This window comes from Pseudomonas sp. BW7P1 (assembly GCF_024981055.1).
GTDB lineage: Bacteria > Pseudomonadota > Gammaproteobacteria > Pseudomonadales > Pseudomonadaceae > Aquipseudomonas > Aquipseudomonas bananamidigenes.
The window spans coordinates 4,053,995-4,077,868 of the sequence record NZ_CP103374.1 but is presented as its reverse complement, the minus strand read 5'-3'; the positions used below and the strand labels follow the sequence as shown (position 1 = coordinate 4,077,868).

The 23,874-nt window shown below is 61.8% G+C and carries 20 protein-coding genes; 7 read left to right on the top strand and 13 right to left on the bottom strand.

Features of this window, described 5'->3' with window-relative positions; translation table 11 throughout:
* Positions 1 to 185: 185 nt before the first annotated feature.
* The 3 genes from NWV16_RS18285 to hemB all read left to right on the top strand — a co-directional run bounded on the left by NWV16_RS18285 (position 186) and on the right by hemB (position 2,860).
* Complete coding sequence (locus NWV16_RS18285) at positions 186 to 884, top strand: glutathione binding-like protein (RefSeq protein WP_260520194.1); 699 nt, start codon at positions 186 to 188, stop codon at positions 882 to 884.
* A 9-nt stretch (positions 885 to 893) separates the two neighbouring features.
* Positions 894 to 1,736, top strand: a complete 843-nt coding sequence (locus NWV16_RS18280; protein ID WP_260520193.1) for a PhzF family phenazine biosynthesis protein — start codon at positions 894 to 896, stop codon at positions 1,734 to 1,736.
* Positions 1,737 to 1,885: 149 nt separating this feature from the next.
* Positions 1,886 to 2,860 (top strand): porphobilinogen synthase, encoded by a 975-nt coding sequence (hemB, locus tag NWV16_RS18275; protein WP_065259383.1) that lies wholly within the window; start codon positions 1,886 to 1,888, stop codon positions 2,858 to 2,860.
* 3 nt (positions 2,861 to 2,863) lie between these two features.
* Here hemB and NWV16_RS18270 read toward each other — a convergent pair whose 3' ends face one another.
* On the bottom strand, positions 2,864 to 4,399 hold the full coding sequence (locus NWV16_RS18270; RefSeq protein WP_260520192.1) for an FAD-dependent oxidoreductase: 1,536 nt from the start codon (positions 4,397 to 4,399) through the stop codon (positions 2,864 to 2,866).
* Positions 4,400 to 4,593: 194 nt separating this feature from the next.
* On the opposite strand from NWV16_RS18270, the gene NWV16_RS18265 reads away from it, so the two are divergent.
* Complete coding sequence (locus tag NWV16_RS18265; protein ID WP_260520191.1) at positions 4,594 to 5,682, top strand: DUF1615 domain-containing protein; 1,089 nt, start codon at positions 4,594 to 4,596, stop codon at positions 5,680 to 5,682.
* 79 nt (positions 5,683 to 5,761) lie between these two features.
* On the opposite strand, the gene NWV16_RS18260 is transcribed toward NWV16_RS18265, so the two are convergent.
* The 9 genes from NWV16_RS18260 to NWV16_RS18220 all read right to left on the bottom strand — a co-directional run bounded on the left by NWV16_RS18260 (position 5,762) and on the right by NWV16_RS18220 (position 16,853).
* The gene (locus NWV16_RS18260; protein WP_039770223.1) at positions 5,762 to 6,124 is read right to left on the bottom strand and encodes a hypothetical protein; all 363 of its coding nucleotides are present in this window, start codon (positions 6,122 to 6,124) and stop codon (positions 5,762 to 5,764) included.
* Between the two features lie 110 nt (positions 6,125 to 6,234).
* Entirely contained in the window at positions 6,235 to 7,845 is a 1,611-nt protein-coding gene (locus NWV16_RS18255; protein ID WP_260520190.1) for an ABC transporter ATP-binding protein, read from the bottom strand.
* A gap of 14 nt (positions 7,846 to 7,859) precedes the next feature.
* Positions 7,860 to 8,882, bottom strand: coding sequence for an ABC transporter permease (locus NWV16_RS18250; protein WP_085733580.1), 1,023 nt, complete (start codon positions 8,880 to 8,882; stop codon positions 7,860 to 7,862).
* Positions 8,882 to 9,946, bottom strand: coding sequence for a microcin C ABC transporter permease YejB (locus tag NWV16_RS18245; protein WP_085733581.1), 1,065 nt, complete (start codon positions 9,944 to 9,946; stop codon positions 8,882 to 8,884). The genes NWV16_RS18250 and NWV16_RS18245 overlap by 1 nt, the downstream gene beginning before the upstream one ends.
* Before the next feature lies 1 nt (position 9,947).
* Complete coding sequence (locus NWV16_RS18240) at positions 9,948 to 11,819, bottom strand: extracellular solute-binding protein (protein ID WP_260520189.1); 1,872 nt, start codon at positions 11,817 to 11,819, stop codon at positions 9,948 to 9,950.
* A gap of 149 nt (positions 11,820 to 11,968) precedes the next feature.
* Positions 11,969 to 14,674: a TonB-dependent receptor gene (locus NWV16_RS18235; protein ID WP_085733583.1), complete on the bottom strand. Its 2,706-nt coding sequence runs from the start codon at positions 14,672 to 14,674 to the stop codon at positions 11,969 to 11,971.
* Positions 14,675 to 14,882: 208 nt separating this feature from the next.
* Positions 14,883 to 15,284 carry an ExbD/TolR family protein gene (locus tag NWV16_RS18230; protein WP_007959059.1) on the bottom strand — a complete coding sequence of 134 codons (402 nt, stop codon included), beginning with the start codon at positions 15,282 to 15,284 and terminating at the stop codon, positions 14,883 to 14,885.
* Positions 15,284 to 15,988, bottom strand: a complete 705-nt coding sequence (locus NWV16_RS18225; RefSeq protein WP_007959058.1) for a MotA/TolQ/ExbB proton channel family protein — start codon at positions 15,986 to 15,988, stop codon at positions 15,284 to 15,286. The genes NWV16_RS18230 and NWV16_RS18225 overlap by 1 nt, the downstream gene beginning before the upstream one ends.
* A gap of 49 nt (positions 15,989 to 16,037) precedes the next feature.
* Positions 16,038 to 16,853, bottom strand: a complete 816-nt coding sequence (locus tag NWV16_RS18220; protein WP_260520188.1) for a TonB family protein — start codon at positions 16,851 to 16,853, stop codon at positions 16,038 to 16,040.
* A 1,079-nt stretch (positions 16,854 to 17,932) separates the two neighbouring features.
* On the opposite strand from NWV16_RS18220, the gene NWV16_RS18215 reads away from it, so the two are divergent.
* The gene (locus NWV16_RS18215; RefSeq protein ID WP_260520187.1) at positions 17,933 to 18,556 is read left to right on the top strand and encodes a glutathione S-transferase; all 624 of its coding nucleotides are present in this window, start codon (positions 17,933 to 17,935) and stop codon (positions 18,554 to 18,556) included.
* Here NWV16_RS18215 and NWV16_RS18210 read toward each other — a convergent pair whose 3' ends face one another.
* Positions 18,557 to 18,997 carry a CBS domain-containing protein gene (locus NWV16_RS18210; RefSeq protein ID WP_065259379.1) on the bottom strand — a complete coding sequence of 147 codons (441 nt, stop codon included), beginning with the start codon at positions 18,995 to 18,997 and terminating at the stop codon, positions 18,557 to 18,559.
* 188 nt (positions 18,998 to 19,185) lie between these two features.
* Here NWV16_RS18210 and NWV16_RS18205 point away from each other — a divergent pair, with 188 nt between their 5' ends.
* Positions 19,186 to 21,546 carry a DNA polymerase II gene (locus NWV16_RS18205; RefSeq protein WP_260520186.1) on the top strand — a complete coding sequence of 787 codons (2,361 nt, stop codon included), beginning with the start codon at positions 19,186 to 19,188 and terminating at the stop codon, positions 21,544 to 21,546.
* On the opposite strand, the gene NWV16_RS18200 is transcribed toward NWV16_RS18205, so the two are convergent.
* Together NWV16_RS18200 and NWV16_RS18195 are read right to left on the bottom strand one after the other, a co-directional pair.
* Positions 21,511 to 21,981 (bottom strand): DUF1810 domain-containing protein, encoded by a 471-nt coding sequence (locus NWV16_RS18200; protein WP_260520185.1) that lies wholly within the window; start codon positions 21,979 to 21,981, stop codon positions 21,511 to 21,513. The genes NWV16_RS18205 and NWV16_RS18200 overlap by 36 nt on opposite strands.
* A gap of 29 nt (positions 21,982 to 22,010) precedes the next feature.
* Entirely contained in the window at positions 22,011 to 22,832 is an 822-nt protein-coding gene (locus NWV16_RS18195) for an aldo/keto reductase (RefSeq protein ID WP_260520184.1), read from the bottom strand.
* A 433-nt stretch (positions 22,833 to 23,265) separates the two neighbouring features.
* Here NWV16_RS18195 and NWV16_RS18190 point away from each other — a divergent pair, with 433 nt between their 5' ends.
* Positions 23,266 to 23,781 carry an Hcp family type VI secretion system effector gene (locus NWV16_RS18190; RefSeq protein WP_260520183.1) on the top strand — a complete coding sequence of 172 codons (516 nt, stop codon included), beginning with the start codon at positions 23,266 to 23,268 and terminating at the stop codon, positions 23,779 to 23,781.
* The last annotated feature ends 93 nt before the right edge of the window (positions 23,782 to 23,874 follow it).

The window sequence follows — 23,874 nt, the reverse complement described above, 5'->3', positions numbered from 1 at the left end:
AACGATTTCCTTGGAGCCCCTTGAAAGCCTTTGGTTCGATCGGCGTACCTGCGCAGCCGGAGGGCAGGTTAGCGACAGCATGTTGCGGATTTAAGTAAGCCCGGCCGTCGGGGCCAAAAGAACCCGAGCCAGCGCGCAAAACGTGGATTATGCTCAGGCTTCTCATTTGTGACTGGATGCTACACATGACCGATCTGTCCGCGTTCCCGATCACCCAGAAATGGCCGGCGCAGTACCCCGACTGGATTCAGCTCTATTCCCTGCCGACTCCCAACGGCGTCAAGGTCTCGATCATGCTCGAAGAGATCGGTCTGCCTTACGAGCCTCATCGCGTGGGCTTCGACACCAACGACCAGATGTCGCCGGCCTTCCTGTCGTTGAACCCGAACAACAAGATCCCGGCGATCCTCGATCCCCATGGCCCCGAGGACAAACCGCTGCCGTTGTTCGAGTCCGGCGCGATCCTGATTTATCTCGCCGACAAAAGCGGCCAGTTGCTGGCCCAGGAAGGCGCACTGCGCTACGAAACCATTCAGTGGCTGATGTTCCAGATGGGCGGCATCGGCCCGATGTTCGGCCAGCTCGGCTTCTTCAACAAATTCGCCGGCAAGGATTATGAAGACAAGCGTCCCCGCGACCGTTACGTCGACGAAAGCAAGCGCCTGCTCAACGTTCTGAACACCCGCCTCGAAGGACGCGACTGGATCATGGGCGAGCGCTACACCATCGCCGACATCGCCACGTTCCCGTGGGTGCGCAATCTGATCGGTTTCTACGAGGCGGGCGATCTGGTCGGCATCAAGGACTTCCCGAACGTCACCCGGGTGCTGGAGCGCTTTCTGGCGCGGCCGGCGGTGGTGCGTGGTCTGACGATTCCTCAATAAGGACGATGCATGGATTCGTTCCATTTCAAGCAAGTCGATGTTTTCAGCCAGACTGCCTTGAAGGGCAACCCGCTGGCGGTGGTCTTTGATGCCGGCTCCCTGAGCGATGAGCGCATGGCGGCCTTTGCCAACTGGACCAACCTGAGTGAAACCACCTTCATTCTTGAGCCGCAGGACCCTCGCGCCGACTATCGCGTGAGGATCTTCACGACACTGAGCGAACTGCCGTTTGCCGGGCATCCGACCCTGGGCACCTGCCACGCCTGGCTGCAGGCAGGCGGCGTGCCCAAGGGTGCGGAGATCATTCAGGAGTGCGGCGTCGGACTGGTAAGAATCAGGCGCGAAGGCTCTGAACTCGCTTTTCTCGCGCCGCCGCTCCTGAGGTCGGGACCGGTCGAGGCTGACGTCATGGAGCGGGTGCAGCGCGGACTGGGAATCACCCCTGATGAGGTTGTCCGGGCGCAATGGGTGGACAACGGTGCGGGGTGGCTCGCGGTGATGCTCAAGGACCGGCAACAGGTGCTGAACCTGCAACCGGATCATTCGCAGATGCAGGGCCTGGCGGTGGGCGTCATCGCGGCGTGGGATCCCGAGCGCGACGGTGACGAGGCCCGGTTTGAGGTGCGTGCGTTCATTTCCGGAGATGGCATGCCCGAGGATCCGGCCACCGGAAGCCTGAATGCCGGGATTGCCCAATGGTTATTGGCCGAGGGCCTGGCGCCCGAGTCCTATACCGTCAGCCAGGGCTTGAGCATGGGCCGAGCGGGAAAGTTGCGGATAAACCGGCTCGGGAACGAGATCTGGATCGGCGGCTCCGTGGTCACGTGCATTGAGGGGCAACTGAGGCTTTGACGATCAGAGTCGCCGGCGTGAGGGCCGGCGATTATTGCGCGCCCGGTAACGCACTCTTGATTGATCCAGGTTTGTACCTCGTCCCCCGCAAGGCATAAGCTTCGCCCCCTACGACTTTCGTCTCATCCGCCGTTTTCAGGAAAGGCCCCATGTCCAGTCAGTTCCCCGAAGCACGTCCACGCCGTCTGCGCCGCAATGCGAGCCTGCGCAGCCTGTTCCAGGAGACCGAGTTCACCCTCAATGATCTGGTGCTGCCGATCTTCGTCGAAGAAGAGATCGATGACTTCGTGCCGATCAAAAGCATGCCCGGTGTGATGCGCATTCCGGAGCGCAAGCTGGCCAGCGAGATCGAGCGCTATGCCCGGGCCGGGATCAAGTCGGTGATGACCTTCGGTGTGTCCCATCACCTGGACGCCAGCGGCAGCGACACCTGGCGCGAAAACGGACTGGTGTCGCGCATGTCGCGGATCGCCAAGGATGCCGTGCCGGAAATGATCGTGATGTCCGACACCTGCTTCTGCGAGTACACCGACCACGGTCATTGCGGCGTGATGCACAACCATGAAGTCGACAACGACCAGACCCTGATCAACCTCGGCAAGCAAGCCGTGGCTGCCGCCCGTGCCGGTGCCGACGTGATCGCGCCGTCGGCAGCGATGGATGGTCAGGTGCAGGCCATTCGCCGGGCGCTGGACGATGCCGGATTCACCCAGACCGCGATCATGGCCTACTCGACCAAATTCGCCTCGGCACTCTACGGCCCGTTCCGCGAGGCCGGCGGCAGTGCGCTGAAGGGCGACCGCAAAAGCTATCAGATGAACCCGATGAACCGCCGCGAAGCCCTGCGCGAATCGCTGCTCGACGAACAGGAAGGGGCCGATGCGCTGATGGTCAAACCGGCCGGCGCATACCTCGACATCATCCGCGACATCCGCCAGGCCTCGAACCTGCCGTTGTCGGCATATCAGGTCAGCGGCGAGTACGCGATGATCAAGTTCGGCGCCCAGGCCGGGGCCATCGACGAAGACCGCGTGGTGCGCGAGAGCCTCGGCGCGATCAAGCGTGCCGGTGCGGACCTGATCTTCACTTACTTTGCGATGGATCTGGCGCTGGCCGGGATTTGATCTTCAGGGGCAATTGAAAAACGGCCGGATCCCGTGATCACGAAAATACCGCTCGATCACCTTCGGATCCGCGCTGTTGTCGGCAATCGCCACGTAAGTATCCGGGCGCAGCAGGTAAAAACCGTTGCGCCCCAGGCCTGCCGTCTCAAACGCCGGTCGCCAGTCGAACACGTGCAGCGGCAGGTGATGTTCATTGCACCAGGCGATCATCTCGTCGCTGGTGTCGCCGTACACATGCACCTGCCAGCACGGGTTGCGCAACGGCTCGTAATTGTCCCCCTCGCCATCATGGGCCCACGGCAAACGGTCGCCACCGTGGACATGCCCGGCCACGCCTTCGCTCAAGGCCATGCCCCGGTAGTTGACGGTGATTTGCGACACCGTGCGAAAGAGGAATTCGCGGCTGGTCTCGAATGACGCCAATTTCGGGATCACGAACGGTGCCAGCCGTGTGCGCAACAGGTCGGCCATTCGCCCTTCGGCGGTGACGAAGCTGAAAACCTTGTCGGTGGTCGAGACCAGCCGCCGGGCGAAGGCGATGCGTTCGGTTTCGTAGCTGTCGAGCAGCTTTGGCGTGGCTGCGCCGCCGAGCACCGCCGCGAGTTTCCACGCCAGGTTGATCGCATCGCCAATGCCGGTGTTCATGCCCTGGCCGCCGGCGGGGCTGTGCACGTGGGCTGCGTCGCCAAGCAGAAACGCCCGGCCCTTGCGAAAGTGATTCGCCACCCGATGATGCACGCGGTAGGTGGAGAACCAGTTGACGTCTTCGATGTGCACGTTCAGATGTTCGATGGCGCGGCTGCTGACATCGGAAAACTCCAGGGTTTCGGCGCGCTCGGCACGCTCATCGCGCACCGTGCCGATCAGCCGTGCACGGCCTTCGCCGGCCAGCGGGAACACCGCGAGAAAATCGGCCTCATCCAGATCCAGATGCAAGTCGCCGTTGAGCGCCGGGCCGCTGGCCTTGACGTCGGCGACGTAAAAGATCTGCTGATAGGTGCCGCCGGGAAAACCGGTGTCGAGGGTCTTGCGCACCACCGAGCGGGCACCGTCGCAACCGGCCAGGTAACAGGCCTGGCAGATTTCCTGCTCGCCATCCGGCAGTCGCAGATGGGCGGTGAGACCGTCACCGTTTTCCGTGAAACTCTCCAGTGTCGTATTGCGCTCGACCCTCACGTCGTAGTCTTCGAGGCGGTCGATCAGCAAGCGCTCGTGTTCGTCCTGCGGGTAGATTTCGAGAAACGCATACGGCGTCAGGCCTTCGCCGATCCGGTTCAGCGGCAGTTGTGCCACGGGCCTGCCCTTGACCCAGAAATTCGCCGCGGCCACCCGATGGCCGTTGCGCACCACTGTGTCGGCCAGATCCAGTTGCCGGTACAGCTCAAGGGTGCGCGCCTGCACCGCCAGCGCCCGCGACGTGGTGCCCGGCGCGGAGGTCTTGTCGATGATGCGCACGCGCACGCCCAGTTTGCTCAGCCACAGGGCCAGTACCAGACCGGTGGGACCTGCGCCGATGATCAGAACATCACTGCGGTTCATGGGCTGTCCTCCTCGCGTGTCCTGACCTGCGGCATGCCGCTACGTGTGCAGCAGCAAGTATGGATCAGTCGGCGAGGGCGGCCAGTCGGCCTGCCAAACGGGACGATGGAACAGCGCCGCCGGCCCGCAGTCCTATCCTGCACCCTGCGATTGCGCGTAGGGTTAACCCGGCTCAACGGACTGGATGAAGCGTTATGCACACCCCTCGATTATTCGTCAGCCTCGCCGCGCTGCTGGTGCTGGCCGGTTGCGCCGGTCAACGCAGCATCGAACCAGCGCCGCGCCCGCCCGCCGAGGTCAAGGCGCAGATCGTGCGCCTGCTGCCGGCAAAAACCGTCGACCGCCAGGGCTGGGCCACCGACATCTACGCCGCGTTCGCCGCCCAGGGCATCAGCCCGACCACGCAAAACCTGTGTTCGGTGCTGGCCGTTGCCGAGCAGGAGTCCACCTTTCAGGTCGATCCGACGGTGCCCGGCCTGGGCAAGATCGCCCGTGACGAAATCGACCGCCGCGCCGCCAAGGTTCATATCCCGAGCCTGTTGGTCAGTGGTGCCTTGCAGGTGCGCTCGCCCAACGGCAAAACCTACAGCGAACGCCTGAGCGCCGCCCGCAGTGAAAAGGAATTGAGCGCGATTTTCGATGACTTCATCGGCTCGGTGCCGATGGGCCGTACGCTGTTCAGCGGTTTCAACCCGGTGCACACCGGCGGGCCGATGCAGGTCAGCGTCGAATTCGCCGAGCAGCACGCCAAGGACTATCCGTACCCGGTGGACGGGACGATTCGTCACGAGGTGTTCACCCGTCGTGGCGGGATGTATTTCGGTATCGCGCATTTGTTGGGGTATCCGGTGAGTTACCGCGAGCCGCTGTACCGCTTTGCCGACTTCAACGCCGGCTGGTACGCCAGTCGCAACGCGGCGTTTCAAAACGCGGTCAGCCGCGCTTCGGGCATTGCGCTGGCGCTGGATGGCGACCTGATCCGCCCGGGCGCGATCATGCCGGGCAGCACGGAACTGGCGGTGCGCACCCTCGGCAAATCGCTGGGCATGCGTAATCCGGTGATCCGCGATCAACTGGAGAAGGGCGATAGCCTGGCCTTCGAGGAAACCAGACTGTATCAGCGGGTGTTCGAGCTGGCGGAGCGTGCGGAAGGCAAGACATTGCCTCGTGCGGTGCTGCCGGGCATCGTGCTGCAAAGCCCGAAGATCACCCGCAAACTGACCACGGCGTGGTTTGCCAAACGGGTCGACGAGCGCTATCGGCGCTGCATGGCCAAGGACTGAGGACGATCAAAAAGGTATAAAAAAAAACCGGCTGACGGGAGCCGGGTTTTTTCTGGGTTGTTGCGGTCAAGCCATTCATTCAGGCGACGCGACGTTCGATCAGACGATCCGAACCACCTTCAGCGACGCGGCGTTCGATCAGGCGATCCGAACCACCTTCAGCGACGCGACGTTCAATCAGACGATCCGAGCCACCTTCGGCGACGCGGCGTTCGATCAGACGATCCGAGCCACCTTCAGCGACGCGACGTTCAATCAGACGATCCGAACCACCTTCGGCGACGCGGCGTTCGATCAGGCGATCCGAGCCACCTTCAGCGACGCGGCGTTCAATCAGACGATCCGAACCGCCTTCGGCGATCATGGTGTGGGCAGGTTTGGCGGCAAAAGCGTTGAAGGCCAGAACCGAAAGGGCAATGCTGAGGATGACTTGGCGTTTCATGATTTTGTGCTCCGGGGTGTTATTGGTTGGTATGGAGCCGATGTTACGCCCGGGATTTTTTATGAGAACTTCATTGACGTGATGGTGAACATCGACGCCGATGATGGTTCTCAAAGCACAGCCATTCGCTCGGTACTCTGTACCTGTACCAAACCCGAAGCCTTGAGCAACGCTTGCGTATAAGCATGCTGCGGCGCTGCAAAAATCTCTCGCGATGATCCCTGTTCCACCACTTTTCCATCCTTGATCACCATCAAGTCGTGCGCCAGCGCATGCACCACCGCCAGGTCATGGCTGATGAACAGGTACGTCAAGCCGTGACGGATCTGCAATTGCCGCAACAATTCCACCACCTGTTTCTGCACCGTGCGATCCAGCGCCGAGGTCGGTTCGTCGAGCAGTATCAGCGCCGGTTCCAGCACCAGTGCCCGGGCGATGGAAATGCGCTGGCGCTGGCCGCCGGAGAATTCATGGGGATAGCGATGGCGGCTCCGTGGGTCGAGGCCGACTTCCTCCAGCACGCGGATCACCGCCGCCTCACGTTCCTCGGCCGTGCCGATACCGTGGGTCAGCAGGCCTTCGGCGATGATCTGCTGCACCGACATCCGTGGGCTGAGGCTGCCGAACGGGTCCTGGAACACCACCTGGATCTGCCGGCGCAACGGGCGCATCAAACGCTGATTGAACAGGCTCAATTGCTTGTTGCCGAACCGAATGTCGCCTTCGGATTCCACCAGCCGCAGAATCGCCTGGCCCAGCGTCGACTTGCCCGAGCCGGACTCGCCGACAATGCCCAGGGTCTTGCCCCGTTGCAGGCGGAAACTCACGCCGTCCACGGCCTTGATGTATTCCTGGGTGCGGCTGAACAACGCCTTGGGCAGCGGGAACCAGACTTTCAGATCGTCCACTTCCAGCAGGTTGTGATCGTAGCGACTCGGCACTGGTGCGCCCGACGGTTCGGCCTCGATCAGCAGGCGACTGTAAGGATGCTGCGGGGTGCGGAACAGCGTTGCGCAATCGGCCTGTTCGACGATTTCCCCGTGGCGCATCACACACACACGTTGGGCGATGCGCCGCACCAGGTTGAGGTCGTGACTGATCAGCAGCAGCGACATGCCGAGGCGTTGCTGCAACTCGATCAGCAGCTCGAGAATCTTCTGTTGCACGGTCACGTCCAGCGCTGTGGTCGGCTCATCGGCGATCAGCAATTCAGGCTCGTTGGCCAGGGCCATGGCGATCATCACCCGTTGCCGCTGGCCGCCGGAGAGCTGGTGCGGATAGGCCTTCAAACGCTGCAACGGTTGGCGGATGCCCACCAGTTCCAGCAGCTCCAGCGTGCGCTGGCGCGCGGCGCGGCCCTTGAGCCCCTTGTGGATCTCCAGCACTTCGCTGATCTGTTTTTCCACCGTGTGCAGCGGGTTCAGCGAAGTCATCGGCTCCTGGAAAATCATCGCGATGCGGTTGCCGCGCAAGCCGCGCAGCTGTTGTTCGCTGGCGTGCAGCAAGTCCACGCCGTTGTAGCGGATGCTGCCCGTGCTGCTGACGGTCTTGGTTGGCAGCAAACGCAGGATCGAGTGCGCCGTCACCGACTTGCCCGAGCCGGATTCGCCGACCAGTGCCAGGCACTCGCCACGGCGGATGTCGAGGTTCACGCCGTGCACCACTTCATGCCCGGCGAAGGCGACGCGCAGGTCGCGAATTTCAATCAGGTTGTCGGTCATTTCAGCTCCGGGGATCAGGATCGTGGATCGAATGCGTCACGGCAGGCTTCGCCGATAAACACCAGCAAGGACAGAATCAGCGCCAGGGCAAAAAACGCCGTCAGCCCCAGCCACGGCGCTTGCAGATTGCGCTTGGCCTGGCCGATCAGTTCACCCAGCGACGCGGTGCCGGCGGGCATGCCGAAGCCGAGAAAGTCCAGCGCGGTGAGGGTGGCGATGGCGCCGGTCAGAATGAACGGCAGGTAGGTGAGGGTGGAGGTCATGGCGTTGGGCAGAATGTGCCGGCGCATCAGCTCGCTGTCCGTCAGGCCCAGGGCCCGTGCGGCCTTGACGTATTCCAGGCTGCGCCCGCGCAGGAACTCGGCGCGCACCACGTCCACCAGTGCCAGCCAGGAAAACAGCGCCATGATCCCCAGCAGCCACCAGAAACTCGGCGAGACGAACCCCGACAAAATAATCAGCAGGTACAGCACCGGCAGCCCCGACCAGATCTCCAGCACCCGCTGCCCGAGCAAGTCGACCCAGCCGCCGTAATAACCCTGCAACGCCCCGGCCACGATGCCGACCAGCGCACTGACGGCGGTGAGGATCAGCGCAAACAGAATCGAAATCCGCGTGCCGAAAATCACCCGCGCCAACACGTCCCGCGCCTGATCGTCGGTGCCCAGCCAGTTGCTGGAGGATGGCGGGCTCGGCGCCGGTTCCGTAAGGTCGTAATTGACCGTGTCGTAGCTGAACGGGATCGGCGGGAACAGCATCCAGCCGCCCTGATCCTCGATCAGTTGGTGCACGTAATTGCTGGCGTAATCCGGCTGGAACGGCAATTCGCCGCCGAAATCGGTTTCCTGATAATCGCTGAGGATCGGGAAGTAAAAAGCGTCGTGGTAGCGGATAACCAGCGGTTTGTCGTTGGCGATCAGTTCGCCGCCGAGGCAGATCAGGCACAGCCCGACGAACAGCCACAGCGACCAGCGCCCGCGACGGTTGGCCTTGAATTGCGCGATGCGCCGCCGGCCCATAGGGGAAAGTGTGAACATCAGGCAGTCCTCGCCGAGAAGTCGATGCGCGGGTCAAGCAGGGTGTAGCAGAGGTCGCCGATCAGCTTGATCAACAGGCCGAACAGGGTGAACAGGAACAGCGTGCCGAACACCACCGGGTAGTCCCGTGACACCGCCGCTTCGTAGCTCATGCGCCCGAGGCCATCGAGGTTGAAGATGGTTTCGATCAGCAGGGAACCGGCGAAAAACACCTCGATCAATGCCGACGGCACACCAGCCACCACCAGCAGCATCGCGTTGCGAAACACATGGCCGTAGAGCACACGTCTTTCGGTCAGGCCCTTGGCGCGTGCGGTGATCACGTACTGACGGCTGATCTCGTTGAGGAAGCTGTTTTTGGTCAGGATCGTCAGCGTCGCAAAACCGCCGATCACCAGCGCCGTCACCGGTAACACCAGGTGCCACAGGTAGTCGCCGACCTTGCCCCACAGGCTCAGGCTGTCGAAGTGGTCCGAGACCAGCCCCTGTACCGGAAACCAGTTGACGTAACTGCCACCGGCAAACACCACGATCAACAGAATCGCGAACAGAAACGCCGGCATCGCGTAACCGACGATGATTGCCGTGCTGCTCCAGACATCGAACGCGCTGCCGTTTTTGATCGCCTTGCGGATCCCCAACGGGATCGAAATCAGGTAGGTGATCAAGGTCGCCCACAGGCCGAGGGACAGCGACACCGGCAGCTTCTGCACGATCAGATCGGTCACCTTCGCACCGCGAAAGAAACTGCTGCCCAAGTCCAGTTGCGCGTAGTTCTTGAGCATCAGCCACAGGCGTTCGTGCATCGGTCGGTCGAAACCGTAGTGGTGCTTGATCTCTTCGATCAGCGCCGGGTCCAGGCCACGGCTGCTGCGCCCGGCACCGCCGATCGCGGTCACTTCGCTGGCGCCGCCCATGCTGTGCCCGCCGAAGCCTTGCAGGCGAGCGATGGCCTGCTCCACTGGACCGCCGGGCGCCGCCTGCACGATGACGAAGTTGACCACCAGAATGCACAGCAGCGTCGGGATGATCAGCAACAGACGTCGACTCAGATAACGCCACATGTCACTGGCCCCCCGCGAGTTGGTGCAGGGCACTCATCTGCTGGTTGGTCAGCGGCTTGGCCGAGACTTCCCACCAAGTGTCGAGGCCTTCGCTGTAAATCGGTTGCACCGACGGCCTGCCGAAGCGGTTCTGATACACCGTCGGCGTGCCTTTGGAGTAGTAGTTGGGAATCATGTAGTCACCCCATTGCAGCACCCGGTCGAGGGCGCGGGCGTAACGCACCATGGCGTCGCGGGTATTGGCCTGGACGAGGCCGTCGATCAGCCGGTCTACCGCCGGGTCCGCCAGCACCATCGAATTGGAGCTGCCGACTTGTGTGGCGCTCTGCGAGGCATACAGGCTGTACAACTCGCGGCCCGGCGAGACGATCGGATCGCCGCTGCGGGGGAAACTGGTAACGATCATGTCGTAGTCCCGGGCGTTGAGCCGGTTGATGTACTGCGCCGAATCGACGCGCCGCAGATTCAGGGTGATGCCGATCTGCGCCAGGGTGCGTTTGTAGGGCAGCAGCATGCGGTCGAAGCCGCCCTGGCCGTCGAGGAAGGTGAATTCGAATGGCTGTCCGGCGGCGTTTACCAGGCGGTTGTTTTTCGGCGTCCATCCGGCCTCCGCCAGCAGTTTCAGCGCCTGCAACTGCTTGTCGCGGATGTAGCCGCTGCCATCGGTTTTCGGCGCCTGATAGACCCGGTTGAAAACTTCGTCCGGGATCTGTCCGCGCAGCGGCTCGAGGATCGCCAGTTCTGCGGCGTCGGGCAGGGCGGTGGCGGCCATTTCACTCTTCGGCCAGTAGCTGTTCTGGCGCACGTAGAAGCCGCGCATCATCTGCTTGTTGGTCCACTCGAAATCCCACAGCAGGCTCAGCGCCTGACGCACGCGGCGATCCTTGAACAGCGGGTTCTGCAGGTTGAACACAAACCCCTGGGCGCTGGTCGGTTTGTCCGGGGCGAGAATCGCCTGTTGCAGGCGACCGTCGCGCAGGGCCGGGCTGTCGTAACCGACCACGTAGCCGGATGAAGAAAACTCGCGGTTGTAGTCGAACGCCCCGGCCTGCAGCAGTTGTCGGGCGACGTCGGTGTCGCCATAGAAGTTCACGGTCAGGCTGTCGAAGTTGTACATCCCGCGACTGACCGGCAAGTCCTTGCCCCACCAATCCGGATCGCGCTGGAAACCGATGCTGCGCCCCGCATCGACCTTGCTCACCCGGTACGGGCCGCTGCCCAGTGGTGGTTCGAAGCCGCCGCCGTTGGCGAAATCACGGGTTTTCCACCAGTGCTCGGGCACTGGCCGCAGCGATGCCAGATCCAGCGCCAGGGTGCGGTTGAGGTTGTTCTTGAAGGTGAAGCGAATCTGTCGCGGACCTTCGATCAGCACGTCCTGCACATCGGCGTATTGCTGGCGATAACTCAGACTGCCTTTGGTCATCAGCAGCTCGAAGGTGTAGCGCACGTCCTCGGCGGTGATCGGTGTACCGTCGGCGAAACGTGCCTCGGGATTGAGGTTGAAACGCACCCAAAGACCGTCGGTATCGCGCTCCATGGTTTGCGCCACCAGACCATAGACGGTGTAGGGCTCGTCCAGCGAGCGGAACGCCAGCGGCGAATACACCCAGTCGTTGACCTGCACCACGGAAATGCCCTGATCGGCATACGGGGTGATGTAGTTGTACTGACCGATTTCCATTGAGGCGCGGCTGAGCGAGCCTCCCTTCGGGGCGTCGGGATTGACGAAATCGAAGTGCTGGAAACCGGCGGGGTATTTTGGCGCCTCGCCGTACACCGTCATCGCGTAGCTGCCGGCGGCCAGCGCGGATGCCGCGTTGCACAGCAGCGCACTGCCGAGCAGCAGGCCGGCCATGTTGCGCAAAAGGTTCATGAGATCACTCCTCAAACCTCTGAAAGAACAAGGAGCCCATGTGGGAGCTGACTTGCCAGCGATAGCGGTATGTCAGTGCAGTCGATGTCGGCTGACACGACGCCATCGCTGGCAAGCCAGCTCCCACAGGGTTATGCAGTGCTCGATCCTTAGAAGTGGTACGTCATGCGCGCAAACAGCGTGCGGCCCAGCGGATCGGTGTAGCGCGGGTCATAGCCGCTCTGGAAGTTGTAGGCCTGGTTGGTGAACGGCGGGTCGCGGTCGAACAGGTTCTTCACTCCCGCATCCACGTCCAGCACCTTGTCGAAGGTGTAGCCGGCCGACAGGTCCCACACCGAGTACGACGCGACCCGTGCGTTGGTCTCGCGGTCGTAGTCGTTGTAGCCGGTGGTGAAGCGGTTGGTCAGTGCCGCGCGGGCCGCGCCGAAGGTCCAGGAACCGGTCAGGTTGTGTTTCCAGCGGGCAATCACACCATCGCCCTTGAAGTCGCCGACCTTGTCGGTGAACGGGCCCTTGATGGTGCTCTGAAAGTCGTACTCGTCGACGTAAGTGCCTTGCAGGCCCAGACCGAACTGACCGTACGGCGTGTTCGGGAAGCGATAGTCCAGCGACACGTCAACGCCGTTGGTTTCGACGATGCCGAGGTTGGCGTTGCCGGTGACGATGTAATTGAGCGTGCCGTCGGCGTTGCGCACGAAGCGGTCGGGGTAGCTGCCGGCCTGATCGAACACGGTGGACTCCGGGAACGGCTGGATCTGGTTGGAGATGTGAATCCACCAGAAGTCCAGTCCCACGGACAGATTGTTGACCGGCTGATAAACGAAGCCCAAGGTCACGTTGCGTGCTTTCTCCGGTGCCAGGTCTTCGTTGCCGCCGATCTGGTTGAGGAACTGCTGACCGCAATCGCGTCCGCCGTTGCCGCCCGGTTGCACCACGCCGCCGGTACACAGCACCGGGTCGTTGTAGTAGCCCTGGGTGTAGGTGATGCTGCGCGGTGAATACAGCTCATACAGCGACGGTGCGCGGAAGCCTTCGCTGTAAGCACCGCGCACCACCAGTTCCTTGAGTGGCTGATAGCGGAACGAATATTTCGGGTTGGTGGTGCTGCCGAAATCGCTGTATTTGTCGTGACGCACGGCGGCGGACAGTTCCAGGCTGTCGAGCACCGGCACGTTGATTTCCGCGTAGGCGGCTTTCACGCTGCGGTCGCCCTCGACGCTGCCGGCCGGGTCGATGCCCAGGCTCTGGATATCACCGGCGAACGACTCGAAGTCCTGATGGAATTTCTCTTTGCGGTATTCGCCGCCCAGTGCCAGACCGGCCGGGCCGGCGCCGAACCAGTCGCCGATCTCGCGGCTGATCCGCCCGTCGAAACCGGCGACCCGACCGACTGCCGTGGAATAGGCACCGTGGTACATGGCTTGGTCGATGTACTGCTGACCGGCACTGGTCTGCGGGCCGAACGGGTTGAGCAGGCCGCTGGCCAGACCACTGATCATCGCCTGATCGCTGACGTAGCCGCTGGTGACGCTGGAGACGATCTTGTTCTGGTTGTACGAGGCGCCGACGTTGTAGTCCCAGCCGCCGACCAGACCGTCGAAGCTCAGCAAAAAGCGCTGGCTGGTGTTCTGGTCTTTCGATTCGCGGGGGCCGGCGGCGGTTTCGCGCCAGTTCACGTCCACCGGTTGCGTCGGGTCGAGGGCGAAACCTGTGGGCGCCGGGGTGATGCCGTTGCCGGGGTAGTAGGGCGAGGACGAATCCAGGCTCAGGCCGGTCAATGGCGCAGGTCCCACGGCGGTGGCGTTGTTGTTGCGCGACCAGAAGTATTCGAGGTTGACGTTGTGATCGTCGGCCAGTTTGGCGGTGGTCTTGCCGAAGAACGAAGTCTTCTCTGTCTGCGGCACCAGGTCGATGTATTCGCGGGTGCTGAAGCGGCAGAGGCCGTCACGGGCCACCAGGTTGGGGCCGTTACAATTGCTGTTGGCCAGTGGATTGGTGGCGTTGCCATTCTGGCTGTAGTTGCCGGGGAACGCGGTGCCTGAGGTCTGGTCCAGGCCACGGCCGGGCACGTAGTCGCGGGCGAAGGAGCGGTCGTTGGCGTCGAGGTTCTGCTGCTTGTTGTAGTTGAACACGCCGAGCACGTTGAAGCGGTCCTGCTCCAGGTCGCCGTAGCCCCAACTGGCGCTCATGTCCTTGGTCGCACCGCCGCCGCTGTGGGTCGGGGTTTCGCCGCCGAGGGTGAGCTGGCCGTCGGTCATGGATTTTTTGGTGATGAAATTGATCACGCCGCCGATGGCATCGGTGCCGTACAGGGCCGAGGCGCCGTCGCGCAGTACTTCCACGCGCTCGATCGCGGCAAACGGGATCATGTTCAGATCCACCGCGCCGCCGGCCGAGTTGGTGCCCGACAGCGCGTTGTTGGCCAGCCGGCGACCGTTGAGCAGCACCAGTGTCTTGTTCGCGCCGATGCCGCGCATGTCGGCGAACGAGGCGCCGCCGGTGGCCGCGCCGACCGAGCCTGCGCTGTTGTTGATCGACTGGCTGCCGGTGATGCGCTGCACCAGTTCGGCGGTGGTGGTCACGCCCTGTTTACGCAGCTCATCGGCCTTGAGCACGGTGATCGGCACCGCCGTTTCCGCGTCGACCCGACGGATTGCCGAACCGGTGACCTCGACCCGTTGCAGTTGCGTAGTCGGTGCGACCACCGCAGCGGCGGCCGGGACGTTGTTGTCGTCCTCGGCCGCCTGAACCCCGGCGCCCATACCCATGGCCACCAGGTACAACGGAACGAAACGGTGGCGGGAAATCGTCGCCACCAAGGGTTTGAGCGTGAAGCGTGGAGTGTTCATCAGCATGGTTGTTTCCGACTTTGTTAGACGTTTATCGAAATGGCCTTGTGAGCCCTCTTTGCGCGGAGCACGGTGGTGCCGCGCCGCGAAAACCACTTTCTTCAAGCAAGCCGATCCCCTCCGAAGACGCGCTGCGTTTTTTCGGTCGGCCGATTGCGACGGGATTCAGCCAACGGTGCCGGGCGCGTCCCTCACTGCGCGCCCGGCACCGCTGTCAGCGGGTGGTCATCACCGATATTTTGGTGATGCCCGAGCGCTCGATGGACGCCATGGCTTTGGCAACCTGGCCGTAATTCACGGCGGAGTCGGCCTGCAGCTGCACGCGTACTTCGGCGTCCTTGGCCTTGACCTCCTTGAGGCTGGCCTCCAGTGACTCCGGCGCCAGCTCGGTCTTGGCCAGGAAGAACTTGCCGTCCTGATCCACGCTGACCACCACCGGATCTTTCTTTTCGGCGGGAGCGACGGCGTCGGTTTTCGGCAGGTTGACCTTGATCGCGTTGGTCATCAGCGGCGCGGTGACGATGAACACCACCAGCAGCACGAGCATCACGTCTACCAGCGGCGTGACGTTCATTTCGCTGAGCACTTCATCGCTGTCTTGAGTGGAAAAGGACATCAGCTGGCCTCCCGCACGGCGGCTGTGGATTTGGCGATAGCCTGGCGGCTGATCGAAAACGCGCTGCGCGAGGCGAGGGCATCGAAGTCGTGGGCGAAGTCATCCATGTCAGCCGAGGCCAGCTTCAGGCGCCGCAGGAAGAAGTTGTAAATCAGCACCGCCGGCACCGCGACGGCAATCCCCACACCGGTGGCGATCAGCGCGTGGCCGATGGGCCCGGCCACGGTTTCCAGGCTGGCCGAACCGCTGGCGCCGATGCTTTGCAGGGCTTCCATGATTCCCCACACGGTACCGAACAGGCCAATGAACGGCGCGGTGCTGCCGATACTTGCGAGAATCGCCTGGCCGTTTTCCAGCGAGCGGCGTTCCTTCTGGATCTGTTGGCGCAGATTGCGTTCCAGTCGGTCGGAACGGTTGATGGTGTGCGCCAGTTGCTGGGTGGTGCGCGGGGATTCTTCCACCAGCAGGGCTTCGAAACCGCTGCTGGCGATTCGCGCGAGCGAGCCCGGATATTGGCTGGCGTGTTCGGCGGCGGTGAGCAAATCCGGCGCGCCCCAGAAGGCTTTGCTGAACTGCCGGTTCTGGGTTTTCTGGCGCAGGTATTGCGCCGACTTGACCAGCAGGATCGCCCAGCTGACCACGGAAAACAGCACCAGCCCCCAGAGCACGCCGGGGACAATCATCGAAGACAAAGAATCGTTCATGGCTACACCTCGCTTGCGTTAATCGGTTGTGAGTTCGGTTGTCGCGCCGTCATTGCGGCAATTTGAAATCGATGGTCTGGGTGGCGAAGCCGTCGATCGGTGTGTCGCCGCGTTTGGCCGGAATGAACTTCCAGGCCTTCACCGCCGCGACCGCTGCGTCATCCAGTTGCGGCTTGCCGCTGGACTTGGTCACCGTCACCGAGCCCGCGCGACCGTTGGCCAGCACCTGAATCCGCAGCACCACGCTGCCTTCCCAGTTGCGCCGCAGGGCCAGCGACGGGTATTCCGGCGGCGGGTTGCCGAGGCTGGCGAGGCCGGAAATCGCCGCCGTCTCTTTCACCGGACCCGGTGCCGCCGCAGGTGCCGGTGGCGCGCTCTGAGTGGCCGGGGTGGCAGGTGCAGTCGGTTGCGCAGGGGCGGGCGGCGCTTTCGGCGGCTCGACCTTTTTCACCGGTTTGGGTTTCTCGACCGGTTTCGGTTTTTCGATCGGCTTGGGTTTCTCCACCGGTTTGGGCGGCTTGACTGCGTCCTCGTCTTCCACCGGTTGTTCCGGCTCGGGCGGGGGCGGTGGTGGGGGCGGCGGCTCCGGTGTCGGCGGGGCCGGAGGTGTCGGGCTGGTCAGCTCGACGGTCATTTCCGGAATTTCCGGTGGCGTGGGCAGCGGCTCGGCCCTGGCCTGCTGGAAAAACCACCAGGCGCCGCCGTGTATCAACGCCGACACCGCCACCAGCAACAGCATCTGCTGTTTGTTCAGGCCGCCGGGCTGCGAAGTGTTGGCCTTATAGACGGGCCGATCCGCCACCGACGCAAGCGCTTCGTTCGGTAATGGCCCCGGCGGTGTTCTGTGCTTTACCGCATCGTTCATTAAAGCTCCCTCGGGTGGATGAAGGGCAATAAGGTGCCGTTCGAACAACACAGCGTTGTTCGAGTGAGTGGTCGCAACTTTCATACAGGTGTGCAGAAGCCGATAGTTGAACTATCTATTGAACAGGGCTTGTGCAGCTTGTTGCTTCAGTAATGCCAACTTCGATGGTTCATTGATCCGGTCCGTGGCTGTTCTTTTATAAGTGAGTATGCAATTGAGTGGCGAACATCATTCTTGCCCTCATGATTGATGCAATAGCAACCGCTGTGCCAAAGAGTGACCAATTGTGTAGCGGCTATTTCACGGATGATACCTATGTCGCATTTATATAAGTTTCATTGAGCACGCCGGTTTTCATGGGCGCATAACCTCCCGACGGCCCTGTTTGCAGGGCTTTTTTCGGGGCGAGACAGGCTTGGCGCTGTATCGCGCTGTTCAGCGAGATAGAGCGGCTGTTCTCGTGTCGGCCAGGACGCTTGATGGTGCGTGGCGGACTGATTTGGTGCGGGTCAGTGTTTTAGCGGGTCACAGGTGATGTTCCTTGTTCTTGTTTAAATAAAGTCGGGCTCGGGGTAGTGATTGAAAGTGCAGTTTTGGTGCGCTTTGAATATTAATGCCGAGCGGCGAAAGTTGTATCGGTGTGCTGTCCGGAAGTTATTGTCGAACAATGTGTTGTTGCATTCATTAATGCAGCGCGCACGCAATGACTTTTTGCGTGCTATTTAAAAAATAAATAGTGCAGGCGTTCAGGTAATAAAAGGAATGCACGGACTGTTCGCAGGACGAACGCGGCGCAGGTACAGGGGTACGGAGGGAAAAGTGTGGCGCAGCAGATGAAGATTCACGCGGTGAACTCCTTGTTGCCAGCTCGGATACGCGAACTTTTGGTTCGGTATCGCACCTTACAAGAACGCGGGTAGCGTTCACTGATTGCTCTTGGTGCGGGATGGGCACCGCCAGCGCTGTTTTGCGAGATCAGGGATTCGCAAGTTGCGGTTGAATGCGCAATCCGTGCCAAATTCGATACAACGGCTATAAATAGGCTTTGAGAGGATGTCTTTCGAGATGGAGGAGGGGGTATGTATCAGCTCTACGGACATCGCAATTCAGGGGCGGCGGCCATCGAGGCAGCGCTCGAACTGTGTCAGGTCGCTTACCGGTTCATTGATGTCGAAGCCAGCGCGGAAGTCGCACAGGAGCTGGCCAGGCTCAATCCGCTCAAGCAGATCCCGACCCTGCAACTGCCGGACGGCAGTGTGCTGACCGAGAGCGCGGCGATCCTGATCCATCTCGGATTGAGTTTTCCAAAGTCCGGTTTGCTGCCGGCCAACGCCGCCGACCGTGATCAGGCGATTCGCGGTCTGGTGTACATCGTCAGCAATTGCTACGGGGCCATCGGCGTCATCGACTACCCCGAGCGCTGGCTGGTGATGCCGGACGAAGCGTCACGGCAGAACCTGATGACAGGCGCCCGGGAGCGATTGCACTGGATGTGGGAAGTGTTTGCCGACCAGTTTTCCGCCGAGTTGTATCTGGATGACGAAACACCGGGCGCGCTGGATGTGTTGGCGGCAGTGGTGACGCGCTGGGCCGGCACCCGCGAACACCTGCGCCAGGCCCGGCCGGGGTTTTATGCGTGGCTGCAACGCATCGACCGGCACCCGGTGCTGGCGCCGGTCTTTGCAAGGCACTGGCCCGGTTGATCATTCCCCGCGAATGTACTGCTCCAGCTGTTTGATCAGCTCGGCCTGTTCGGCAATCGCTTCCTTGACCAGGTCGCCGATCGACAGCAGGCCGATCAGTTTGCCGTTTTCAACCACGGGCAAGTGCCGCAGACGTTTGTCGGACATGATGCCCAGGCAGGTATCGACGGTCTGGTGGGTGTCCACCGTGATGACGTTCGACACCATGATGTCGCGCACTGGCGTGCCCACCGACGAGCGCCCGTGCAGCACCAGTTTGCGTGCGTAATCGCGCTCGCTGATGATGCCCACCACTTTTTCGTCTTCCACCACGAGCAAGGCGCCGACGTTTTTCTCGGCCATCTTCATCAGCGCTTCGAGCACCATGTGATCGGGTTTGATCTGGTGCACTTCCTGATTTTTCTGATCTTTGAGCTTGAGCAGCTGGGCGACGGTTTTCATGGCGGTTACTCAGGTGTTGTCGTTGTTCTCCAAGCATCGTAGACCGTGGCGCGCAGGGCAAGGTCGCAAAACGGCAGATAACACGCAAAAAACGTCATTTGCCGGTTTTTTCAATCCGGGCGGTTTGTCACCGATCGCTGCATTGCCGCGTAGAATGCCCGTCTGAATCAATTCTTGAGGCTGCAGTGGTGGATTTACAGCAGGGCTTCGTCCTGACCCGGCATTGGCGCGACACTCCGGCCGGCACCGAAGTCGAGTTCTGGCTGGCGACCGACGCCGGGCCGCGCCGCGTGCGGTTGCCGCATCAGCCGTCGGTGGCGTTCATCCCGGCGGCGCAGCGCGAGCAGGCCGAGCGCGTGCTGGCGGACGAAAAGAACGTCGAACTGCGTCCCCTGGCCCTGCAGGATTTCGAACATCGCCCGGTGCTCGGGCTGTATTGCCAGCAGCACGGTCAGTTGATGCGCCTGGAAACGGCGCTCAACCGTCACGGTGTCGATGTCTTCGAAGCCGATGTGCGGCCGCCCGAACGCTACCTGATGGAGCGTTTCATCACCGCACCGGTGTGGTTCAGCGGCACGCCCGATGCCGAAGGTGTGCTGCTCGACGCTCACCTCAAGCCTGCGCCCGACTATCGCCCGCAACTGCGGCTGGTCTCGCTGGACATCGAAACCACCGAGCAGGGCGAGTTGTACTCCATCGCGCTGGAAGGCTGCGGCGAACGGCAGGTGTACATGCTCGGCGCGCCGAACGGCGATGACAGCCTTGTCGATTTCGACCTCGAATACTGCGAATCCCGCACGCTGATCCTGAAGAAACTCAACGACTGGTTCGCCCGTCACGATCCCGACGCGATCATCGGCTGGAACCTCGTGCAGTTCGATCTGCGCATCCTCCATGAACACGCCCGGCGCCTCGGCGTGCCGCTCAAGCTTGGGCGCGGTGGCGAGGAAATGCAGTGGCGCGAACACGGCAGCCGCAACCATTACTTCGCGGCAGCGGCAGGAAGGCTGATCATCGACGGCATCGAATCCCTGCGTTCGGCGACCTGGAGTTTTCCTTCGTTCAGCCTGGAAAACGTCGCCCAGACGTTGCTCGGCGAGGGCAAGTCCATCGACAACCCGTACCAGCGCATGGACGAGATCAACCGGATGTTCGCCGAGGACAAACCGGCGGTGGCCCGGTACAACCTCAAGGATTGCGAACTGGTCACGCGGATCTTTGCCAGGACCGAGCTGCTGAAGTTCTTGCTGGAGCGCGCCAGTGTGACCGGTCTGCCGGCGGATCGCAGCGGCGGCTCGGTGGCGGCGTTCACTCATTTGTACATGCCGCTGATGCACCGTCAGGGGTTTGTGGCGCCGAATCTCGGCACCCATCCGCCCCAGGCCAGCCCCGGCGGCTTTGTCATGGATTCGCAACCGGGGCTGTACGAGTCGGTACTGGTGCTCGATTACAAAAGCCTTTATCCCTCGATCATCCGTACCTTTCTGATTGACCCGGTGGGGTTGATCGAAGGCTTGCAGCACCCCGATGACAGCGACTCGGTGCCGGGCTTTCGTGGCGCGCGGTTTTCCCGCACCCGGCATTGCCTGCCGTCCATCGTCGCCCGGGTCGCCGAGGGCCGCGAGACCGCCAAGCGCGAGCACAATGCGCCGCTGTCCCAGGCGCTGAAGATCATCATGAACGCCTTCTACGGCGTGCTCGGCTCCAGCGGTTGCCGGTTTTTCGATACACGGCTGGCCTCGTCGATCACCTTGCGCGGCCACGAAATCATGCTGCGTACCCGGCAGTTGATCGAGGCCCAGGGGCACACGGTGATCTATGGCGACACCGACTCGACGTTTGTCTGGCTGCGCCGCCTCCACGGACAGGAAGAAGCGGCGACGATCGGCCGGGCACTGGTGCAGTACGTCAACGACTGGTGGCGCGCGCATGTGCGTGAGCAGTACGGGCTGGAAAGCGCGCTCGAATTGCAGTACGAAACCCACTACAAGCGCTTTTTGATGCCGACCATTCGCGGTGCAGAGGAGGGCAGCAAGAAGCGCTACGCCGGCCTGGTGACCCGTGCCGACGGCAGCGAAGAAATGGTCTACAAGGGCCTGGAAACCGTGCGCACCGACTGGTCGCTGCTGGCCCGGCAATTTCAGCAGGAGCTGTACGAGCGGATCTTCCAGCGCAAGCCGTATCAGGATTACGTGCGCGAATACGTGCGCAAGACCCTGGCCGGCGAGTTCGACGAGCGACTGGTCTACCGCAAGCGCCTGCGTCGCACCCTCGACGACTACGAGCGCAACGTGCCGCCCCACGTGCGTGCCGCACGGCTGGCGGACGATTACAACGCGCAGCGCGGTCGCCCGCGGCAATACCAGAACGGCGGCTGGATCAGCTACGTCATTACCCTGGCCGGCCCCGAGCCGCTGGAAGTGCGGCGTGCGGCCATCGATTACGACCACTACATCACCCGCCAGCTGCAACCGGTGGCGGATGCGATCCTGCCGTTTGTCGACGACGATTTCTCAACCCTGATCGGGGGGCAACTGGGCCTGTTTTGAGTCCAGCAGTTGCAGCGTCCATTCGTCCTGAATGCCGTGGAAATAGCGCTCCAGCGCCTGATGACAGGGACTGCTTGCATCGGCGAACTGGGCGAACAGGGTCATCGACGAGTGGAATTTCAGGTCGTCCGGATGGCCGAAAATCTCGGCGATCGAACGTTGCTGCACATTCAGCACCAATTGCGTGCAGTTGCGCAGCCGGGCGCCGAGCAGTCCATGGGCCAGATAGGCGCGGGCCTCACCGGCCGAGCCGATGGCGTAGCGTCGCGACATGTCGCTGCCCCCGAGCCCGGCGAACTGCGGAAACACAAACCACATCCAGTGACTGCGCTTGCGGCCTTCGCCGAGTTCGCGCTGGACCCGTTCGAACACCGGGTCCTGGGCCTGGACAAATCGTTGCAGGTTGAACGGGTCGTACTCATCAGTGCTTCTCATGGCGAAGCCCTCTGCCCGTTGGCGGTGGCTCAGACCATGGCCAGCCGCTGCTTGCGTTGTGGCGCATGAAACGCCTGGTCCAGCGCCTCCAGATCCCCGGCATCGAGCTGCAGTTGCGCCGCCTGTGCATTGAGCTGCACGTGTTCCGTGCGCACGGCCTTGGGAATCGCGATCACGCCATCCTGACGCAGAATCCACGCCAGCGAAACCTGTGCCGGGGTCACGCCGTGACGAGCGGCAATCCGTTGCAGCACCGGCTCGCCCAGCATGGCGCCGCCCTGGCCGATCGGACAGTACGCCATCAACGGCATGCGCTGGTGCTGGCACCATGGAAGCAGATCGAATTCGATGCCGCGTTCTTCAAGGTTGTACAGCACCTGATTGGTCGCGCAGGCCGATGAAGACAGTTCTTCGAGGTCGTCGACATCGAAATTCGACACGCCCCAGCGACCGATCTTGCCGTCCTCGCGCAATCGCTCGAAGGCTTCGACGGTTTCCTCCAGTGGATACTGACCGCGCCAATGCAGCAGATAAAGATCGATGTAATCGGTATCGAGCCGGCGCAGGCTGCGTTCGCAAGCCTGGGGAATGCCTTTGCGGCTGGCGTTGTGCGGGTAGACCTTGCTGACCAGGAACACTTGATCGCGCAGGCCGGCGATGGCTTCGCCGACCACGCTTTCGGCACCGCCCTCGGCGTACATTTCGGCGGTGTCGATCAGGGTCATGCCCAGTTCGATGCCGCTGCGCAGGGCCGCCACTTCACGCTTGTACGCCGAGCGATCTTCGCCCATGCGCCAGGTGCCCTGGCCAATCACCGGAACCTGTACGCCAGCCAGTTCGAGGGTACGCATTCAATCCTCCTATCTGAAAACGGTCGATACCTTTAAGTGGCAGCAGGATAGCCCATGAGTTCCAAATGAGGCGTGTCGGCCCGTTGAGGCGACTATGGTGAGGTTCTGTTGTTGCGATGTATTGAAAGGGCGTTTTGGAAGTGCGCAAAAAGTTGCGCAGTTACCCGTAATAAAACCCTACTAAAAACCGCTACAGGACTTGCTGATCAGGGCCTCCAGCCAAGTGCGCAAGAAGTTGCACAGTACTGCGCAACTTCTTGCGCACTTTTTCGCTGTTTCCTACAGAAAAAATTGGAGAATTCCCACACGAAGTTTGTAAGCCCTTGATGGGTAATGGCCATGTGATTGCTGGTATGACTTTTGATTCCTCCTTTGCCGCCTGGACAGGCAATCACGCCGTCCGGTCCTGTCTTTTGAGCAAGGAGAGCATCCCATGGCAACACCAGCGTACATGTCGGTTACCGGCGAAAAACAAGGCCTGATCACTGCCGGCGCTTTCACCGCCGACTCCGTTGGCAACACCTACCAGGAAGGTCACGAAGACCAGGTCATGGTTCAGGCGTTCGAACACAACGTGATCATCCCGCGTGACCCACAGTCCGGTCAGCCAACCGGTCAGCGCGTTCACAAGCCAGTGATCATCACCAAGGTCTACGACAAGTCTTCGCCTCTGCTGCAAGCGGCTCTGACCTCCGGCGAGCGCATGAGCGAAATCGTCATCCAGTGGTACCGCACTTCGGCTCAAGGTACTCAAGAGCACTACTACACCACCAAACTGGAAGACGCGATCATCGTCGCCATCAACAACAAGATGCACAACTGCCAGGACCCATCGAACGCTCACTTCACCCACCTGGAAGAAGTGCAGTTCACCTACCGCAAAATCACCTGGACCCACGAAGTATCCGGTACTTCGGGTTCCGATGACTGGCGTGCTCCAGTCGTTTAATTTCGGCTGACGGTTGTAGCGCCTCGGCCGGTTTTGCCGGTCGAGGCGTCTTTACGACTCAAAGAGTTTTTACCGTCGGATCCTTATTGATCG

Bases quoted from the DNA above. Each gene is read 5' to 3' on its own strand.
- NWV16_RS18195 (WP_260520184.1), bottom strand. From the start codon at position 22,832: ATGCGTACCCTCGAACTGGCTGGCGTACAGGTTCCGGTGATTGGCCAG.
- NWV16_RS18265 (WP_260520191.1), top strand. From the start codon at position 4,594: ATGCACACCCCTCGATTATTCGTCAGCCTCGCCGCGCTGCTGGTGCTG.
- hemB (WP_065259383.1), top strand. From the start codon at position 1,886: ATGTCCAGTCAGTTCCCCGAAGCACGTCCACGCCGTCTGCGCCGCAAT.
- NWV16_RS18190 (WP_260520183.1), top strand. From the start codon at position 23,266: ATGGCAACACCAGCGTACATGTCGGTTACCGGCGAAAAACAAGGCCTG.
- NWV16_RS18240 (WP_260520189.1), bottom strand. From the start codon at position 11,819: ATGAACCTTTTGCGCAACATGGCCGGCCTGCTGCTCGGCAGTGCGCTG.
- NWV16_RS18270 (WP_260520192.1), bottom strand. From the start codon at position 4,399: ATGAACCGCAGTGATGTTCTGATCATCGGCGCAGGTCCCACCGGTCTG.
- NWV16_RS18220 (WP_260520188.1), bottom strand. From the start codon at position 16,853: ATGAACGATGCGGTAAAGCACAGAACACCGCCGGGGCCATTACCGAAC.
- NWV16_RS18280 (WP_260520193.1), top strand. From the start codon at position 894: ATGGATTCGTTCCATTTCAAGCAAGTCGATGTTTTCAGCCAGACTGCC.
- NWV16_RS18245 (WP_085733581.1), bottom strand. From the start codon at position 9,946: ATGTGGCGTTATCTGAGTCGACGTCTGTTGCTGATCATCCCGACGCTG.
- NWV16_RS18210 (WP_065259379.1), bottom strand. From the start codon at position 18,997: ATGAAAACCGTCGCCCAGCTGCTCAAGCTCAAAGATCAGAAAAATCAG.
- NWV16_RS18285 (WP_260520194.1), top strand. From the start codon at position 186: ATGACCGATCTGTCCGCGTTCCCGATCACCCAGAAATGGCCGGCGCAG.
- NWV16_RS18230 (WP_007959059.1), bottom strand. From the start codon at position 15,284: ATGTCCTTTTCCACTCAAGACAGCGATGAAGTGCTCAGCGAAATGAAC.
- NWV16_RS18235 (WP_085733583.1), bottom strand. From the start codon at position 14,674: ATGCTGATGAACACTCCACGCTTCACGCTCAAACCCTTGGTGGCGACG.
- NWV16_RS18200 (WP_260520185.1), bottom strand. From the start codon at position 21,981: ATGAGAAGCACTGATGAGTACGACCCGTTCAACCTGCAACGATTTGTC.
- NWV16_RS18215 (WP_260520187.1), top strand. From the start codon at position 17,933: ATGTATCAGCTCTACGGACATCGCAATTCAGGGGCGGCGGCCATCGAG.
- NWV16_RS18255 (WP_260520190.1), bottom strand. From the start codon at position 7,845: ATGACCGACAACCTGATTGAAATTCGCGACCTGCGCGTCGCCTTCGCC.
- NWV16_RS18260 (WP_039770223.1), bottom strand. From the start codon at position 6,124: ATGAAACGCCAAGTCATCCTCAGCATTGCCCTTTCGGTTCTGGCCTTC.
- NWV16_RS18250 (WP_085733580.1), bottom strand. From the start codon at position 8,882: ATGTTCACACTTTCCCCTATGGGCCGGCGGCGCATCGCGCAATTCAAG.
- NWV16_RS18225 (WP_007959058.1), bottom strand. From the start codon at position 15,988: ATGAACGATTCTTTGTCTTCGATGATTGTCCCCGGCGTGCTCTGGGGG.